Here is a 15695-nt window from a genome sequence, read left to right as displayed (position 1 = left end):
GCGGCCCGGCCGCCGCGCACACCCCCGCCTTTCCGGGGGCCGGGTCACCGTGGTCCCGGCCCCTTGTCCCTCTGTCCACATCGATCCCTGTCCACCCTCCCCTTTCGAACCGTCGGTCTTTCACGACCATCTATGGGAGCGCTTCCATGCCTGAGTCCGCTCAGCCGGTGACCCCGGTGACCTTTCCGCCCGCCTTCCTCTGGGGCGCCGCGACCTCCGCGTACCAGATCGAGGGGGCGGTGCGGGAGGACGGCCGTACGCCCTCGATCTGGGACACCTTCAGCCATACCCCGGGCAAGACCGCCGGTGGCGAAACCGGTGACATCGCTGTCGACCACTACCACCGCTACCGCGATGACGTGGCCATGATGGCGGACCTGGGCCTGAACGCCTACCGCTTCTCCATCTCCTGGCCGCGCGTGCAGCCGACCGGCCGCGGCCCCGCCGTCCAGGTGGGCCTGGACTTCTACCGCCGTCTCGTGGACGAGCTGCTGGAGCGCGGGATCAAGCCGGCGGCCACCCTCTACCACTGGGACCTGCCGCAGGAACTGGAGGACGCGGGCGGCTGGCCGGAGCGCGAGACCGCGCTGCGCTTCGCGGAGTACGCGCAGATCGTCGGTGAGGCGCTCGGCGACCGGGTGGAGCAGTGGATCACCCTCAACGAGCCGTGGTGCACCGCCTTCCTGGGCTACGGCTCCGGGGTGCACGCGCCGGGCCGCACCGAGCCCGCGGCCACGCTGCGCGCGGCCCACCATCTGAACCTGGCGCACGGCCTGGGCGCGCAGGCGCTGCGGTCGGTGATGCCGGCTCGCAACTCGGTCGCGGTCAGCCTCAACTCCTCGGTGGTCCGCACCGTCTCGCAGGACCCGGCGGACCTGGCGGCGGCCCGGAAGATCGACGACCTGGCCAACGGGGTCTTCCACGGCCCGATGCTGCACGGGGCGTACCCGGCCACGCTGCTGGAGGCCACCTCGTCGATCACGGACTGGTCCTACGTCCTGGACGGCGATCTGCGCGCCGCCCACCAGCCGCTGGACGCGCTCGGCCTCAACTACTACACGCCGGCCCTGGTGTCGGCGGCTGACACGGCGCTGGAGGGCCCGCGGGCCGACGGTCACGGGGCGAGCGCTCACTCGCCGTGGCCCGGCGCGGACGACGTGGCGTTCCACCAGACGCCGGGCGACCGCACCGAGATGGGCTGGACGATCGACCCGAGCGGCCTGCACGAGCTGATCATGCGCTACTCCCGGGAGGCGCCGGGGGTGGCGCTGTACGTCACCGAGAACGGCGCCGCCTACGACGACAAGGTGGACGCCGACGGCCGCGTGCACGACCCGGAGCGCATCGCCTACCTGCACTCCCACCTGGCGGCGGTGCGCCGGGCCATCACGGACGGCGCGGACGTCCGCGGGTACTACCTGTGGTCCCTGATGGACAACTTCGAGTGGGCCTACGGGTACGGCAAGCGGTTCGGCGCGGTCTACGTCGACTACACCACCCTCGCCCGGACCCCGAAGTCCAGCGCCCACTGGTACGGCAAGGCGGCCCGCACCGGGGAGCTGCCGCCGCCGGACGCCGCCTGACGGCCCGTCCGGCCCCCAGCGCGCCCCGGCCGGATCGGGGGTGAACCGGCCGGGGCGCTTTCCCGCCCGCGACGCGGGTGCTCAGGGAAGGGACCGAGGGCGGCCGAGGCGCGCGGCGGATCTGCCCGGCCGGCGACGGCGCACCACTCCCCGGTGGCCCGAGCGCACCGGGGAGCGCGGGTCGAGCTGGATCCAGATCCGCACCTCCGTACCGCCGAGCACGGAGGAGCCGATGCGGACGTCCCCGCCGGTGGACTCCGCGAGCCGGCGCACGATGTCCAGGCCGAGCCCCGTGGAGCCGTCGTTCCCCGATCCGCGCCCGCGCAGCATCGCCGCGTCCGGGTCGGGTATGCCGCATCCGGCGTCGGAGACGAGCACGATCACCGCGTCGTCGCCGTTGTGCACGTCGACCGCGAACGCCGTGCCCTCGGCGGTGTGCCGGAAGACGTTGCCGAGCAGGGCGTCCAGCGCGGCCGCGAGGTCGGCGCGGGCCACGGGTATGCGCACCGGCCGCTCGACCCCGGCCACCCGCCACTTGCGGCCCTCGTCCTCGGCGAGCGCCGACCAGAACTCCATCCGCTCCCGCACGACTTCGGCCGCGTCGCACCCGGCGCCCGGACCGGCGGCCGCCGTCTGCGGCTTGGCCTCGCGGGCGGTGCGGATGATCGTGTCGACCTCGCGCTCCAGCTGGGCGACCGCCGTCCGGGTCTGCTCGGCGGCGGGTCCGGCTCCGAGCGAGGCCGCGTTCAGCCGCAGCACGGTCAGCGGCGTGCGCAGCCGGTGGGACAGGTCGGCCGCCAGTTCGCGCTCGTTCGCCAGCAGTTGGACGACCTGGTCGGCCATGGAGTTGAACGCGACCGCCGCGAGCCGCAGTTCGGTCGGACCCTCCTCGGACACCCGGGCGCCCAGCCTGCCCTCGCCCAGTTCGTGCGCACCCTCGACCAGCCGCTGCGCGGGCCGCACCATCCGCACGCCGAGCCGGTCGGCGACGGCGACCGAGCCGACGACGAGCGCCGCGCCCACACCGGCCAGCACCGCCCAGGCCGTGCCCACGCCGTTGCGGACCTCGGACTCGGGGACGTAGACCTCGACGACGGCTATGGCGCCGGAGCTCAGCGCGACGGGCTGGAGCAGCGTGGAACCGCCGGGCACCTCGGCGGTGGAGGCGCGGCCCATTGCCCGCACGGTCGCGATGTCCTCGCCGGTGGACCGGGCGCGGCCGATCTCGACGGCCGCCGCGCCGTCGACGGCCGGTACGTGCACGGCCATCCGGGCGTTGGAGCCGGCCGAGGCGACGACCCGCTCCAACTGCTCCCGCTCGGTGGTGATCGACAGGGCGGGGGCGACCGCCGCGGCCTGGCGCTCGGCGTTGGAGAAGGCGCGGTCCCTGGCCATCTCCTTGATGACCAGGGCGAGCGGGACGGCGAAGGCGATCACGACCATCGTGGTGACCGCGAGGCAGACCTTGACCAGTGCCCATCTCATCGCGGCGGCTCCGCTCCGGGCGGCTCCAGCTTCACGCCGACGCCCCGCAGGGTGTGCAGATAGCGGGGCCGGGCGGCCGTCTCGCCCAACTTCCGCCGCAGCCAGGACAGATGGACGTCTATCGTCTGGTCGTCGCCGTAGGACTGCCGCCATACCTCGGCCAGCAGTTCCTTGCGTGCCACGACCACTCCCGGCCGCCCGGCGAGGAAGGCGAGCAGGTCGAACTCACGGCGGGTCAGGTCCAGCCGCACCCCGTCCAACTCGGCCTGGCGGCGCAGCGGGTCGACGGTCAGACCGCCGACCCGGAGCACGGGGGACGGCGGGTGCTCCCCGGTGGCGGAGCGGGCACGGCGCAGTACGGCGGCCATGCGCGCGGACAGGTGCTCGACGGAGAACGGCTTGGTCAGGTAGTCGTCCGCCCCGGCGTTGAGCAGCCGGACGATCTCCGCCTCGTCGTCCCGGGCGGTGGCGATGATGACGGGCACGTCGGTGATGCCGCGCAGCATCTTCAGCGCCTCGGAGCCGTCCAGGTCGGGCAGTCCGAGGTCCAGCACGACCACGTCGAAGCGGAGGTGGGCGACCTCGCGCAGCGCCTCCAGCGCCGTACCGACGCTGCGCACGGTGTGCGAGGCGTCGGTCAGGTGCCGGATGAGCGCCGAGCGCACGAACGGGTCGTCCTCGACCACGAGAACACTTGCCATGCGCCGCACCGTACGCCATGGGGGCGGACCCGGCAGGGGCCTGTGGACAACTCCGGCAGGGCCCCGGCTGCTTGTGGACAACCTCACCCCGATCGCGTTCCTGCGACACCATGGGGACGGGTGCGGCAGGATGGCGGCGATGCTCAGAGGACTCGTACACCTGCTGGCGTGGTCGCTCGCCACGGGCGCGGCGGCCACCCTGTCGTGGTGGGGCGTCCACAAGGTGATGGCGGGCACGGCCTACGATCCGCCGCGCGCCCTGCCGATCACCGCGGTAGAGGCGACCAGGCAGGAGTCGACACCGGCCGCTACCCCCATGCCTCAACCGACCGCGTCCAGAAGCCCCTCGGCCGGTCCGAGCAAGCCGTCCGGCGGGCGCACGGTGACTCCGAGTCCCTCCCGGCCGGCGCGTCCCGCGAGCACTCCCGCCCCCTCCCCCACCGCCTCCGGCCAGGTGAGGAGCTACGACACCGACGGCGGCCGGGTGGTCTTCGACCTCGGCGAGGTCTCGGCGAACCTGGTCTCCGCGACTCCGGGCACGGGCTGGTCGATGCAGGTGTGGAAGACGGAGACGTGGATCCGCGTGGAGTTCACCTCGGACGCCGACCGGGTGTCGGTCATCTGCGCCTGGCACGACGGGCCGCCGCACGTGGAGATCGGCAGCTACTAGAGGAACAAGCCCCGTTAGGCCCACCCGGTACGCCCGGTTCCGCCGGTCCGGCCGGTTCAGCGGAAGGCGGACGGCGGCGGGGCCGGTGAGGCGACCGCCGCGGCGTCGGTGACGGGTACGGCCCCGCCGGTGAAGTCGGTGAGGGCGCGGCCGTGTTCGACGCGGCCCGGGTGCGGGTCGGTGGCGGCCCTGCGGGTCAGTTCGGCGACCGGCAGCGGGAGGTCGGAGGCCACCAGCACGGCGTTGCCGAAACGCCGGCCGCGCAGCACGGTCGGGTCGGCTACCAGCGCGAGCTGGGTGAACCGGGCGGCGGCGGTGGCGATCTGGCCGCGCAGATGGGTCAGCGGCGGGCCGTCGGCGAGGTTGGCGGCGTAGACACCGCCCGGCCTCAACGCCCTGCGCACCCCGTCGAGGAACTCCGTCGACGTGAGGTGGGCGGGCGTGCGGGCACCGCTGAACACGTCCGCGATGACCAGGTCGGCCCAGCCGTCCGGCACTTTGGCGAGGCCTTCGCGGGCGTCCACCGACCGCACCCGAAGGCGGGCTCCGGAATCCAACGGCAGCTCGCGGCGCACCAGTTGGACGAGGGTCGCGTCGCGTTCGACCACCTGCTGGGTGGAACGGGGCCGGGTGGCGGCGACGTACCGGGCGAGGGTGAACGCCCCTCCGCCGAGGTGCACGGCGTGGACGGGCCGGCCGGCGGGTGCGGCGAGGTCGATCACGTGCCCGAGCCGCCGCTGGTACTCGAAGGAGAGGTACGCCGGGTCGTCGAGGTCGACGTAGGACTGCGGGGCGCCGTCGATCAGCAGGGTCCAGCCCCGTGCCCGCTCTCGGTCGGGTATGAGCTGCGCGAGCCCGCCGTCGACCTGTTCGGTGACGGCTTCGACGGCTCCTCGCCCGCGAGGGCTCCTGGACCTTCCCATTCGCCCATTGTCGCAAGCGGCGCGGTGTGCCACCCACAGGTGGCGGGAGCCGTGGGCGAACGTTCCGGCGGGCGGGACGCCGACGTCAGCAGCAGCTGTCCGCGGCCTCGATCATCCGGGCCGCCTCCCCCAGCGCCCGCCGCAGTACCGCGGGGTCCGTCGCGAGGTCGGCCTCGTCGGGCGGGACCAGCCAGTCCGAACCCTCCGCCGGCGGCTCCGGGGCCAGCCTCAGGCCCCGTCCGTCGGTCCCGGTGCAGGTGCTCCCGGGCACGTCCCAGGCCGCGGCGGTGCCCGCCGGCACCACGAAGCCGAGCGTGTCGCCGCCGTCGTCGTGCAGTACGGGCCCCACCGCGTCCCCCGGCCCGCGGCGCAGGATGTCGACCGCCTCCAGCCCCTGCCGGGCCGGCACCGTGACCACGTCGCACGGGGCCTGCGTAAAGGGATCGACACTCCGCGGGGTTTCCATCCCGGCCTCCATCACGAAAATCCCTCCTCGTGAACGAGCGGGTCGGGAGCCTGGCGGCTCCCGGTCCACGGAGTTCAACGCGGCAGGGCGTCAACGGCTACGGGCGAAGTCCGCCGGGAAGGGTGGCACTTCATGGCAGATCACGGATGAGATATCCGGTTTGTAGCCAAACGCAGCGTGTCCGGGCGGACACAGCAGGTACTTTCTTGCTCGCCGGAAACAGGGTGCCGTCCGCACGACCGGGACGACTCGGGCGACGGGTCACCCGCCGACCAGATGACTCAGGCAACTTCCCCTGCGTCCGGCATGGTTCGACGGTTCGCACGAGAGGGCCCGGCCATGACGTCGTCGACGGTGACCTCGTCTCAGTCCCCCCGCCCGCCACGGCCGAATCTCGCCTTCCGGCAACTGCGCGGACAGCGCTCGCCGGCCGAGTTCGCCGCGGCGGTACGGCGGGCCGCCCACGAGATCGGTGAGCGGGTCAGCTGTGACGCGCGCTACATCGGCCGGGTGGAGGCGGGTGAGATCCGATGTCCCAACTACGCCTATGAACGTGTGTTCTTGCACATGTTCCCCGGCCGCTCGCTGACCGACCTGGGGTTCGCACCCCGGTCGGCCGTTCGGGGACGCGCCTCGCGCGCGCCGCACGAGGAACGGGAGGCGTACGACCCGTACCACTCCACCGATGCGCCGGATCCGCACGACCCGTACCACCCGCACCACCCGTACCACCCGCACGAAGACCACGAGAACCACGAGGAGAGCGACGTGCTGCGTCGCGCATTCATGACCCGCGGGGGCGCCACGGTGGCCGCCGCCTCGCTGGGCCCCCTGGGACCCGCCTTCGACGCCTCGGCCGCGGATCGCCCCGCGCGCCGGGCCGGCACGAGCGACGCCGGGGCCGTCGAAGAGGCCGTCCGCCGGATCCGGTTGCTCGACGACCGGCACGGAGCGGACGGTCTCTACCGCCGCGCGGCCGCTCCGCTGCGCGCCGCCTACGCGCTGCTCGACGCCGGCGCAACCCGGCAGACCACCGCGGAGCGGCTGCACTCGGGCGCCGGTGAACTGGCCATCTCGGTGGGCTGGCTGGCCCACGACTCCGGGCGTTTCGACGACGCGCGCTCGCATTACGCCGAGGCACTGGCCACCGCGCGCATGACCGGGGACCCGGCCCTGGAGGCACACGCCTTCTGCAACACGGCGTTCCTCGCGCGGGACGCGGGACGGCCCCGCGAGGCGGTGCGGGCCGCGCAGGCCGCGCAGCGCGTCGGCCGCGGGCTGGGCTCGGCGCGGCTGATGTCGCTGCTCGCGCTGCGTGAGGCGGGCGGCTGGGCCGGGCTCGCCGACCGCGCCGGCTGCGAGCGGGCGCTCGCGCGGGCGCAGGCCCTGTACGAGCGGGGCGCCTCGGACGCCGACCCCGAGTGGATGAGCTTCTACGGCGAGGCCGAGTTGGCGGGGCTCGAGGCGCAGTGCTGGTCCGCGCTGGGCGACTGGCCGCGGGCGGCCCGGCACGCGCGGCGTGCCGCGCAGCTCCAGGATCCCCACTTCACGCGGAACATCGCGCTCTACACGGCCGAGCTGTCCGACGACCTCGCGCGCGGGGGTCGGCCGGACGAGGCGGCCGCCGCCGGAATGCGGGTCCTGGACCTGCTGGACCAGGTCCAGTCGTCCCGCATCCAGACGATGCTGGCGGGAACGGCGCGGGTACTGCTGCCGCACCGCCAGGCGAGGGGTGTGTCCGTTTTCCTGGAGAGACACGCGAGCGCCCCTCGGCCGGTGTGACGCGCCGCGGGGGGGCGGGTTCGCCCAGCCACCACTGCGGGGTGCTGCCCACGGCCCCCCTCGGGCGAAAACCCCGCCCCATGGACCAGCCGGACGCACGGCACCGCGCCCGCGGGGGCGGGCATTCAGCCTCGCCGCGCGTTCCCTCCCACGGCCCTCCGGGCAAGAGCCCCACGCGGCGGGTCAACCGGGCGACAACATCGCACCGGGGGATGCGTCCAGTCGCACCACACAGTCGCTCCCACAGCGTTTCGGGCAAGAGCCCCGCGCGCGGGCAGCCGGGCGCCCGGCGCCACGCCGTGAGAGCGGGTGCGTCCACTCTCGCCGCGCGATCCCTCCCACGGCCCTTCGGGCGAAGGCCCCGCCCCACGGGCCGGCCCGGCGACCAGCGCCGCGCCGCGGAGGCGAGTGCGACCACCCGCACCGCGCGATCCCCCCGCCACTTCGGGCGAGATCCCCGCGCGCGGGCCGGTCGGGCGCCCGGGGCCGCGCCCGTGCGGGCGGGTGCAACCACCCGTGCCGCGCGATCCCTCCCACGGCCCTTCGGGCAAGAACCCCGCGCGCGGTAGCCGGGCCGTGGGGATGGATGCGTCCAGTCGCACCGTGGGGTGCCTCCCCCGGCCCTTCGGGCGAGAGCCTCGCTCACCCCCTACCGCCCGCGGCGACAGGGGCACCGCGGGTCACGAGAGGTGGCCCACGTCGTTCCAGTGTTCGAGGGCCGGCTCTCCGTATGCCCAGCCCAGCACCGACAGCGACGTGGGGTTGAGGCGGATGTGTGCCGCGAAGTCGAGTGGCAGGCCGAGCCACCGCGCGCCGACCGAGCGCAGGATGTGCCCGTGTGCGAAGACCAGCACGTCACGGTCCTCGCCGCGCGCCCAGGCCACCACCTCGTCGGCACGGGAGGTCACCTCGGCGAGCGTCTCCCCGCGCGGAACGCTGTCGCGCCAGATCAGCCAGCCGGGCCGCTCGGCCTGGATCTCCTGCGGCGTCAGGCCCTCGTACGCGCCGTAGTCCCACTCCATCAGCGTGTCCCAGCACATGGCGCGGTCGCCGAACCCGGCGAGCTCGCACGTCTCACGCGCGCGTGCCAGCGGGCTGGTGCGGACCTCGATCCGGGGCAGGCCGTCGAACGGCGCCCGCTGGAGCCGCTCCCCGAGCAGCTTGGCGCCACGCCGGCCCTCCTCCAGGAGGGGAACGTCGGTCCTGCCGGTGTGCCTGCCGGACAGCGACCACTCGGTCTGTCCGTGCCGGGCCAACAGGATGCGCGGTGCCATGGAGAACCTTCCGGAAAAACTCAGATCTTCGGACGGAATCCCTCCATCATCGCGCACCCTGCCCAAGGGCAACCCGGGGGGCGGTCCGTGCGTCTATCAGGGCCGGGGGCACCCCGAGGTGGCCGGGTCGAACACCGTAAAGTGGCACGACCGTGCGAGCACCGCCGGGCAGCGCAGCGACAAAGGGGGAGGGGCATCGGATGCCGCAGACCGAGGCACCGGCACGGCGCACCGAGACGGCCCAGCGCACCCGGCTGCGCTGGTGGACCGAGCTGCCGCTGATCCTGCTGGTGTACGGCTGCTACTCGGCGGGTCGGCTGCTGGCCCGCGGCGATGTCTCCACGGCCGTCGACCACGGCCTGGCGATCCTGCGCGTCGAGAAGCTGCTGCGCCTCAACGCGGAGCACCCCCTCAACCGCCTGTTCACCCGTGAGCCGTGGCTGGGCGTCCCCGCCGACTTCTGGTACGCGTCGCTGCACTACCTGGTGACCCCCGTGCTCCTGGTGTGGCTGTTCAGGGCGCGCACCACGCACTACCGGGCGGCCCGCACCTGGCTGATGACGTCCACGTTCATAGGACTGATCGGCTTCACCCTGCTGCCCACCTGCCCGCCCCGCCTGCTCTCCCCGGACCACGGGTTCGTGGACACGATGGCCCAGTACAGCTCGTACGGCTGGTGGGGCGGCGAGGCCAGCGCACCGCGCGGCCTGGGTGGTATGACCAACCAGTACGCGGCCATGCCGAGCCTGCACGTGGGCTGGGCCCTGTGGTGCGGAGTGATCCTGTGGCGCCACGGCCGCACGCGCACGGCGAAGGTCGCGGGCGTCGCCTATCCGCTGCTGACCGCGCTGGTCGTGATGGGCACCGCCAACCACTACCTCCTGGACGCGGTCGCGGGCGTGGCCGTCATGGGCGTCGGGATGCTGCTCGCGCCGTTCGTGATGCGGGGCGCGGACCGCGCCAAGGCACTGCTGACGCCCCGTGCCACGGCCGTCACAGGGGACTCCGGTGCCGCAGGTTCCCCGATTGTCAGTGGCGGATGCCAGACTTCGGCGGGTGAGCGAATTCCACGGCAGCGCGAAACACGGTTCGGTCCCGGAGCCGAACCGGGTGCCGTCCCCGAGGACGCGGGAGACGGCGATCCAGCCTGGGGTCTCCCCCGCCCGAGCGAAGTCGAGAGCCTGGGGAAGGCTCGCTGAGCTGCGCGGGCCCGGCGTACCGGCCCGCGCGCTCGATGCCCGGGCCCTGGCCGCGCTGGCCGCGAACCCCGGCTGCGGACGGCGCGCGATCCTGGACGGCGCGGGCGTGGACAAGGCGGCGCTCGCGGAAGCGCTGGGCGCGCCCGCCGTGTTCGGGCAGTCGCAGTTCGCCTTCATGCGGGGCAACGCGTTCGAGGCGCGGGTCAAGGCGGACGGCGGCGCCGAGCTGCTGAGGCTGGCGCACACCAGGCTGGACCCGGGCGCCGAACCGCCGCGGGAGGGCCGGGTGCCCGACCTGAGCGCCGTCGGCCCCGAGGGGCGTACGGCGCGTACGGCGCTGGCGCTGCGCGAGGCCACGCGGGCGGGCGCCTGGACGCTCCTCGACCATCCGATGCTCTCCCTGGAGGTGGCGGGCTCGCCCGCCTACCTGGAGCCGGACGCGGTGGTGGTGCACCCGGACGGCAACTGGACGGTGGTGGAGATCAAGTCCTTCCCGATGCTGGACGGCTCCGCCGACCCGGCGAAGGTGGGCGCGGCCGCCCGTCAGTCGGCGGTGTACGTGCTGGCGCTGGAGGACGTCGCCGCGCGCCTCGACCCCGTCCCGCGCGTACGGCACCGGGTGCTCCTGGTGTGCCCCAAGGACTTCTCCAACCTGCCCACCGCGTCCGCCGTCGACGTCCGCAAGCAGCGCGCGGTGACCGCCCGCCAGCTGACCCGGCTGACCCGTGTCGAGGACATCGCCGACGCCCTGCCCGAGGGCGTGTGCTTCTCCCCCGAGCTGTCCTCGGAGGAGCTGACGGCCGCGGTGGAGGCGGTCCCGGCGACGTACGCGCCCGAGTGCCTGGCCACGTGCGAGCTGGCCTTCCACTGCCGTACGCGGTCCCACGCGCAGGGCGCGGTGACCGCGCTGGGCCGCTCGATCCGCGCCGACCTGGGCGGGCTGTCGACGGTCGAGGACGTGCTGGCGGCCGCCCACGGCGAGGCGGGCGACCCGGACGACCCGGCGGTGGCGGCGCTGCGCCGGGCCGCCGCGCTGCGGGCCGAGGCCCTGGAGCCGGCCGGGCGGGAGGCGGCGTGTCGCTGATCGCCACCCTGGGCCGTCTGGAGGCGGTGCGGACCGGTCGGGCCCAGCCCGCCGCGACCGTCCGGCACCGGCATGTGTCCGAGCGGCCGCTGGTGTTCGTGCCGCTCACCACCGCCGGTGAGGCGGGCGCCCCGCTCGGCGCGCTGGTCGGCACGGACCGTGACGCGCCGCGGCTGCTGGCCGTGCCGCAGCCGCGCGACCGCGACCTGCGGTTCGCGTTCCTCGCCGAACTGGCCGACGTGCTCCTGCCGTACATCGACTCCCACGCCGACGCCGTCGAGGCCGCCGAGCGCAACGAGACGGACCCGGAGAGCGGCAAGCGGGTCAAGGTCGAGGTGGAGCTGTGCGCGGACGCGCCCCAGCTGATCGTGCCGAGCCGCGCGGGCATCGACTTCGTACGGCTGCTCGGACGCTCCATGCGCTTCCGCCGCACCGCCGAGCAGGACCCGGAGACACCGCACCCGGCGCCGCCGCACGTGCCGTTGCTCGGGCGGTGGCTGACCCACTTCGGGGAGCGCGCCCGGGTGCCCGGCTCCTCGCTGCTGCCGGCAATGACCGACCTGCTGGCCCAGCACTGGACGACCGGCCAGTCCAGCCTGGAGGACCAGCACCTGGGGGCGCTGCTGGCGTGGATCGCCCCGCCGGACGGCGCGTCGGGCGCCGAGGCCGCGCTGCGGGCCGAACTGGCGCGCACCGCCGACGGCCAGTTGGAGTGCCCGCCCGCGGGCCCCGCCACCGACCCGGCCTTCGACAACAGGCTGCTGGCTCCCGCGATCGAGCGCTACGACCGCGCGCGTACCGCGCTCGCCGCCGCCGAGGACGGCCTGGAGGCCGACGAGCGGCTGGGCGCCGTCACCGCGGCCGAGCAGGGGATCCGCGACCTGGTCGAGAAGTGCGCCCGCCCCACCTGGGACAACGTCTGGCGCGGCCTGGACCTGCTGCGGGCGCTCCCCGAGGGCGCGCACGTCGAGGAGCGCTGGACGCGCGACCGCTGGTCGTTCACCGGCCACCGCGACCGGGTGCGGGCCGGCGAACCGCCGCAGCCGCGCCGCGACGACGCGGTCACCGCGGCCAACAAGCTGGCCACGCGCGAACGGGAGCAGGCCCGTCTGGAGGCCCAGGAGGCGCTGGACGACCCGCTGGTCATGGCGGGGCGGCGGCTGGCCGGAGAGGCGTTCGCGGGCGAGGTCACGGACGTCGTCCCGGCCTACAGCGACGGCAAGCGGCCCAGTCCGCGCCCGCTGGTCACCGTGCGCACCGACGACCGGCCGCACCTGGGCGAGCGGGCCAGGGCGTACCGGTCGCTGGACGGCAAGCCGCAGTCGGCCGAGTTCGTCGCCTGCGAGGAGGACACCGCCGAGGGGACGCTCGTCATCCTGCGGATCCTGGACAGGATGGGACGCGGCAAGGAACCCGCGCCCGGTTCCGTGCCGGAGAAGGGCGACCGCGTGTGCTTCACGCTCTTCGAGCACGAGCAGCGCGGCGGCGCGAAGCTGCCCGACCCGGAGCAGACCCCATGGACGCACGGCGGCCCGCCGGGCGAGGAGAGCACGCCGGAGGCTCCGGACCCGGTGACCGAGGAGGACCTTCTGTGACCGCCCCCGCCCAGGACCCCGCGATCGGCCCCGGCGGCCTCCGGGCGCCCTTCGACCCCGGGGCGGCGGCCGCCCGCGCGACCGACGCGATCCTCCGCGACACCCTGCACGGCTCGCACCGCGGGGTCGTCGTCGACTCCCCGCCCGGCGCGGGGAAGTCGACGCTGGTCGTGCGCGCGGCGCTGGAGCTGGCCGCCGCCGGACGGCCGCTGATGGTGGTCGCGCAGACCAACGCCCAGGTCGACGACCTGGTGCTGCGGCTGGCGGAGAAGAACCCCGAACTGCCCGTGGGCCGGCTGCACAGCAGTGACGCCGACCCGTACGACAAGGCGCTCGACGGCCTGCCGAACGTACGGAAGTCGGCGAAGGCGGCCGACCTCGCCGGACTCGACGTGGTCCTGTCGACCGCCGCGAAGTGGGCGCATGTGAAGGTCGACGAGCCGTGGCGGCACGCGATCGTCGACGAGGCGTACCAGATGCGCTCGGACGCCCTGCTCGCGGTGGCCGGGCTGTTCGAGCGGGCGTTGTTCGTGGGCGATCCGGGTCAGCTGGATCCGTTCGCGATCGTCGGCAGCGAGCAGTGGGCGGGCCTGTCCTACGACCCGTCGGCGTCCGCGGTGACGACGCTGCTGGCCCACAACCCGCAGCTGCCCCAGCACCGATTGCCGGTGTCCTGGCGGCTTCCGGCGTCGGCGGCGCCGCTGGTCTCCGACGCGTTCTACCCGTACACGCCGTTCCGCAGCGGCACGTCGGCCGGGGACCGGCGGCTGACGTTCGCGGTCCCCTCGGACGGCTCCGGCCCCGACCGGGTGCTCGACGAGGCCGCCGAGTCCGGCTGGGGCCTGCTGGAGCTGCCCGCGCGGCACACTCCGCGTACCGATCCGGAGGCGGTGCGGGCGGTGGCGGCGGTCGTACGGCGGCTGCTGGAGCGGGGTGGCGCGGCCGTCTCGGAGCGGTCGCCGGACCCGGCGCCGCTGACCGCCGACCGGATCGCCGTCGGCACGGCGCACCGCGACCAGGCGGCCGCCGTGCGCGCGGCGCTGGCGGAGCTGGGCGTGACGGATGTCACCGTGGACACGGCGAACCGCCTCCAGGGTCGTGAGTTCGACGTCACGGTCGTCCTGCACCCGCTCTCCGGGCGCCCCGACGCCACCGCGTTCCACCTGGAGACCGGCCGCCTGTGCGTCCTCGCCTCCCGCCACCGGCACGCCTGCGTCGTGGTCTGCCGCGCGGGGGTGACCGACCTCCTGGACGACCACCCGTCGACGGAGCCGGTCCAGCTGGGCGTGACGGTGAAGTTCCCGGATGGCTGGGAGGCGAACCACGCGGTGCTGGCCCACCTGCGCGAACACCGAGTGGCCTGGCGACCGTGACCGGCACACGGCCTTCCACCGGACGGAGTCCGGCACGCCGCCGGAAGCGGCAGACGAACACAGCCCTGATGGCTGGGAGGCGAACCACGCCGTGCTGGCCCACCTGCGCGAACACCGAGTGGCCTGGCGACCGTGACCGGCGTTCCAGGCACGGCAACCCGGGTGGCCTGGCGGCGCTGACGAGTTGACGGGTGGACCGGGGCGGCTGCCCCCGCCCCCTTGCGTTCGCGGGAGACAATGGAGGGTGGCCCTTTCACAGGGCGGTGTCATCCGAACCGTACGAGGAGGTCGAGACATGGCGGAGCCAACGCCGCGTCGTGACGAACCGCGGCTACGCCCCGCGCCCCTGCTCTTCGAGCCGGCCGAGGCGGCCGCCGATCCCGAGCACTTCTTCGACCTGGAGTCGATCGACGATCCGCGGGCGTTGCTCGCGCGGGCGACGGAGCTGACGCTCGCGTTCCGCGCGGCGGCCGACCGGGCGGTGGAGTTCCAGGCGATCGCGGCGGCGCAGCTCGCCGATCCGCGGCGGTTCGACCGGCTGACCCCGGCGGCCATCGCCGAGCGGGCCGACTGGACCGAGGACTACGCCAAGAGGATGGTGGAGTTCGGGCGGGATCTGCTGAGCGGAGCCGAGGGCGGCGTGCACGCCAACCCGGCCGACCCCGTCTGACCCCCCGCGCCTCGCGCTTTCCCCCGGCTCTGGCATATGCCGAGCGCGCAAGATACTCCGACCCGCCCGTCCGTGTCCCGGTTTCCCACAACCCTGTGGAATCGCCCGTTCACAGCGGGTAGATATATCCGCCATGAGCCGCACAGGCAACGAACCCTCCGTCGACCACCTCGACCAGTGGGCAGGCCACCGCTCCGACGCCTCGGGCGTCACCGCGGACGGCGCCGCCTGGCTGGCCTCGGCGGGCGCGTATCCCCGCAGCACGCTCGCCCTCTGGCGGGAGCGGCCGGACGCGCCGCTCGTACTGCCCTGCGGCACCGTCTTCGACATGGTGAACGTGCCCGCGATCTTCGGCCGCCGGATGCTGGACCGGCTGTGGGGCGAGGGCCCGGGGTCGGGCCCGGTGGCCGTCCACCGGGGACGGATGCTGCTCTTCGCCGCGCCGGGCACCGCGCACCGGCTGCCCTCGCTGCTGGAGTGGGAGGAGTGGGGGTCCCGGGGCCGGGAGGCCGGCCGCAAGGAGGGCATTCCACCCCTGCTGTGCCACGGCAACGGCGACGCGGTCACCCTCCCGGCCCTGTCCGACGACACCCTCCTCGCACGCCCGGCCTCCCGCTGGCTCGTCGCCCCCGACACCCGCCATCCCTGGCTGCCGGGCCCGGAGATCATGCTCTGGGCAGCCGTGCGGGCGGCCCGCGCGGCGGTGCGGATATCGATTTTTCCTCCCAGCGGCCAGGATGCTAAGGTCTACGACGTCAGCAGGCGCCGCTAGCTCAGTTGGTTAGAGCAGCTGACTCTTAATCAGCGGGTCCGGGGTTCGAGTCCCTGGCGGCGCACAATGACGATGGCGAGACAGGGTCGCGGAGAGCGAACCGGTCTCGCCGTCGCTG

At 74.3% G+C, this 15695-nt stretch carries 14 protein-coding genes and 1 tRNA gene; 10 read left to right on the top strand and 5 right to left on the bottom strand.

Annotated features, from left to right (window positions below; genetic code table 11):
• Nucleotides 1–146 precede the first annotated feature (146 nt).
• The gene (locus ACWEK3_RS02720; protein ID WP_450538092.1) at nt 147–1583 is read left to right on the top strand and encodes a GH1 family beta-glucosidase; all 1437 of its coding nucleotides are present in this window, start codon (nt 147–149) and stop codon (nt 1581–1583) included.
• A gap of 81 nt (nt 1584–1664) precedes the next feature.
• Here the strand turns inward: ACWEK3_RS02720 and ACWEK3_RS02715 are convergent, their stop codons facing one another.
• Together ACWEK3_RS02715 and ACWEK3_RS02710 are read right to left on the bottom strand one after the other, a co-directional pair.
• Nucleotides 1665–3068, bottom strand: coding sequence for a sensor histidine kinase (locus ACWEK3_RS02715; RefSeq protein ID WP_450538090.1), 1404 nt, complete (start codon nt 3066–3068; stop codon nt 1665–1667).
• Nucleotides 3065–3769, bottom strand: coding sequence for a response regulator transcription factor (locus tag ACWEK3_RS02710; RefSeq protein WP_388723570.1), 705 nt, complete (start codon nt 3767–3769; stop codon nt 3065–3067). The genes ACWEK3_RS02715 and ACWEK3_RS02710 overlap by 4 nt, the downstream gene beginning before the upstream one ends.
• A 139-nt stretch (nt 3770–3908) precedes the next feature.
• On the opposite strand from ACWEK3_RS02710, the gene ACWEK3_RS02705 reads away from it, so the two are divergent.
• On the top strand, nt 3909–4439 hold the full coding sequence (locus ACWEK3_RS02705) for a hypothetical protein (RefSeq protein ID WP_453248734.1): 531 nt from the start codon (nt 3909–3911) through the stop codon (nt 4437–4439).
• 56 nt (nt 4440–4495) lie between these two features.
• Here the strand turns inward: ACWEK3_RS02705 and ACWEK3_RS02700 are convergent, their stop codons facing one another.
• Nucleotides 4496–5362 carry a spermidine synthase gene (locus tag ACWEK3_RS02700; protein WP_450538082.1) on the bottom strand — a complete coding sequence of 289 codons (867 nt, stop codon included), beginning with the start codon at nt 5360–5362 and terminating at the stop codon, nt 4496–4498.
• Between the two features lie 85 nt (nt 5363–5447).
• Nucleotides 5448–5828 carry a hypothetical protein gene (locus ACWEK3_RS02695; RefSeq protein ID WP_384425556.1) on the bottom strand — a complete coding sequence of 127 codons (381 nt, stop codon included), beginning with the start codon at nt 5826–5828 and terminating at the stop codon, nt 5448–5450.
• 339 nt (nt 5829–6167) lie between these two features.
• Here ACWEK3_RS02695 and ACWEK3_RS02690 point away from each other — a divergent pair, with 339 nt between their 5' ends.
• Nucleotides 6168–7610 carry a hypothetical protein gene (locus tag ACWEK3_RS02690; protein WP_453248733.1) on the top strand — a complete coding sequence of 481 codons (1443 nt, stop codon included), beginning with the start codon at nt 6168–6170 and terminating at the stop codon, nt 7608–7610.
• A 680-nt stretch (nt 7611–8290) separates the two neighbouring features.
• Here ACWEK3_RS02690 and ACWEK3_RS02685 read toward each other — a convergent pair.
• Nucleotides 8291–8884: a histidine phosphatase family protein gene (locus ACWEK3_RS02685; protein WP_450538080.1), complete on the bottom strand. Its 594-nt coding sequence runs from the start codon at nt 8882–8884 to the stop codon at nt 8291–8293.
• Between the two features lie 200 nt (nt 8885–9084).
• Here ACWEK3_RS02685 and ACWEK3_RS02680 point away from each other — a divergent pair, with 200 nt between their 5' ends.
• The 7 genes from ACWEK3_RS02680 (at nt 9085) to ACWEK3_RS02650 (ending at nt 15641) form a co-directional block, all read left to right on the top strand.
• Nucleotides 9085–10083, top strand: coding sequence for a phosphatase PAP2 family protein (locus tag ACWEK3_RS02680; protein ID WP_453248732.1), 999 nt, complete (start codon nt 9085–9087; stop codon nt 10081–10083).
• Complete coding sequence (locus ACWEK3_RS02675; RefSeq protein WP_453248731.1) at nt 9995–11167, top strand: hypothetical protein; 1173 nt, start codon at nt 9995–9997, stop codon at nt 11165–11167. Before ACWEK3_RS02680 ends, ACWEK3_RS02675 begins: the two co-directional genes overlap by 89 nt.
• Nucleotides 11158–12762 carry a hypothetical protein gene (locus ACWEK3_RS02670; protein ID WP_453248730.1) on the top strand — a complete coding sequence of 535 codons (1605 nt, stop codon included), beginning with the start codon at nt 11158–11160 and terminating at the stop codon, nt 12760–12762. Before ACWEK3_RS02675 ends, ACWEK3_RS02670 begins: the two co-directional genes overlap by 10 nt.
• Nucleotides 12759–14135 (top strand): AAA domain-containing protein, encoded by a 1377-nt coding sequence (locus ACWEK3_RS02665; RefSeq protein WP_453248729.1) that lies wholly within the window; start codon nt 12759–12761, stop codon nt 14133–14135. Before ACWEK3_RS02670 ends, ACWEK3_RS02665 begins: the two co-directional genes overlap by 4 nt.
• A gap of 295 nt (nt 14136–14430) precedes the next feature.
• A complete protein-coding gene (locus ACWEK3_RS02660; RefSeq protein WP_376396164.1) occupies nt 14431–14805 on the top strand; it encodes a hypothetical protein in 375 nt (124 codons plus the stop codon).
• Between the two features lie 133 nt (nt 14806–14938).
• On the top strand, nt 14939–15577 hold the full coding sequence (locus ACWEK3_RS02655) for a bifunctional DNA primase/polymerase (protein ID WP_450538072.1): 639 nt from the start codon (nt 14939–14941) through the stop codon (nt 15575–15577).
• Nucleotides 15568–15641 (top strand) — tRNA-Lys (locus ACWEK3_RS02650). The genes ACWEK3_RS02655 and ACWEK3_RS02650 overlap by 10 nt, the downstream gene beginning before the upstream one ends.
• The last annotated feature ends 54 nt before the right edge of the window (nt 15642–15695 follow it).

This window comes from Streptomyces sp. NPDC004721, assembly GCF_053601495.1.
The sequence above is the reverse complement of the archived record's forward strand: the minus strand, read 5'-3'. Positions and strand labels throughout refer to the sequence as shown.

Coding starts and splice junctions, on each gene's coding strand:
- ACWEK3_RS02720 (WP_450538092.1), top strand. CDS start 147: ATGCCTGAGTCCGCTCAGCCGGTGACCCCGGTGACCTTTCCGCCCGCC.
- ACWEK3_RS02715 (WP_450538090.1), bottom strand. CDS start 3,068: ATGAGATGGGCACTGGTCAAGGTCTGCCTCGCGGTCACCACGATGGTC.
- ACWEK3_RS02710 (WP_388723570.1), bottom strand. CDS start 3,769: ATGGCAAGTGTTCTCGTGGTCGAGGACGACCCGTTCGTGCGCTCGGCG.
- ACWEK3_RS02705 (WP_453248734.1), top strand. CDS start 3,909: ATGCTCAGAGGACTCGTACACCTGCTGGCGTGGTCGCTCGCCACGGGC.
- ACWEK3_RS02700 (WP_450538082.1), bottom strand. CDS start 5,362: ATGGGAAGGTCCAGGAGCCCTCGCGGGCGAGGAGCCGTCGAAGCCGTC.
- ACWEK3_RS02695 (WP_384425556.1), bottom strand. CDS start 5,828: ATGGAAACCCCGCGGAGTGTCGATCCCTTTACGCAGGCCCCGTGCGAC.
- ACWEK3_RS02690 (WP_453248733.1), top strand. CDS start 6,168: ATGACGTCGTCGACGGTGACCTCGTCTCAGTCCCCCCGCCCGCCACGG.
- ACWEK3_RS02685 (WP_450538080.1), bottom strand. CDS start 8,884: ATGGCACCGCGCATCCTGTTGGCCCGGCACGGACAGACCGAGTGGTCG.
- ACWEK3_RS02680 (WP_453248732.1), top strand. CDS start 9,085: ATGCCGCAGACCGAGGCACCGGCACGGCGCACCGAGACGGCCCAGCGC.
- ACWEK3_RS02660 (WP_376396164.1), top strand. CDS start 14,431: ATGGCGGAGCCAACGCCGCGTCGTGACGAACCGCGGCTACGCCCCGCG.
- ACWEK3_RS02655 (WP_450538072.1), top strand. CDS start 14,939: ATGAGCCGCACAGGCAACGAACCCTCCGTCGACCACCTCGACCAGTGG.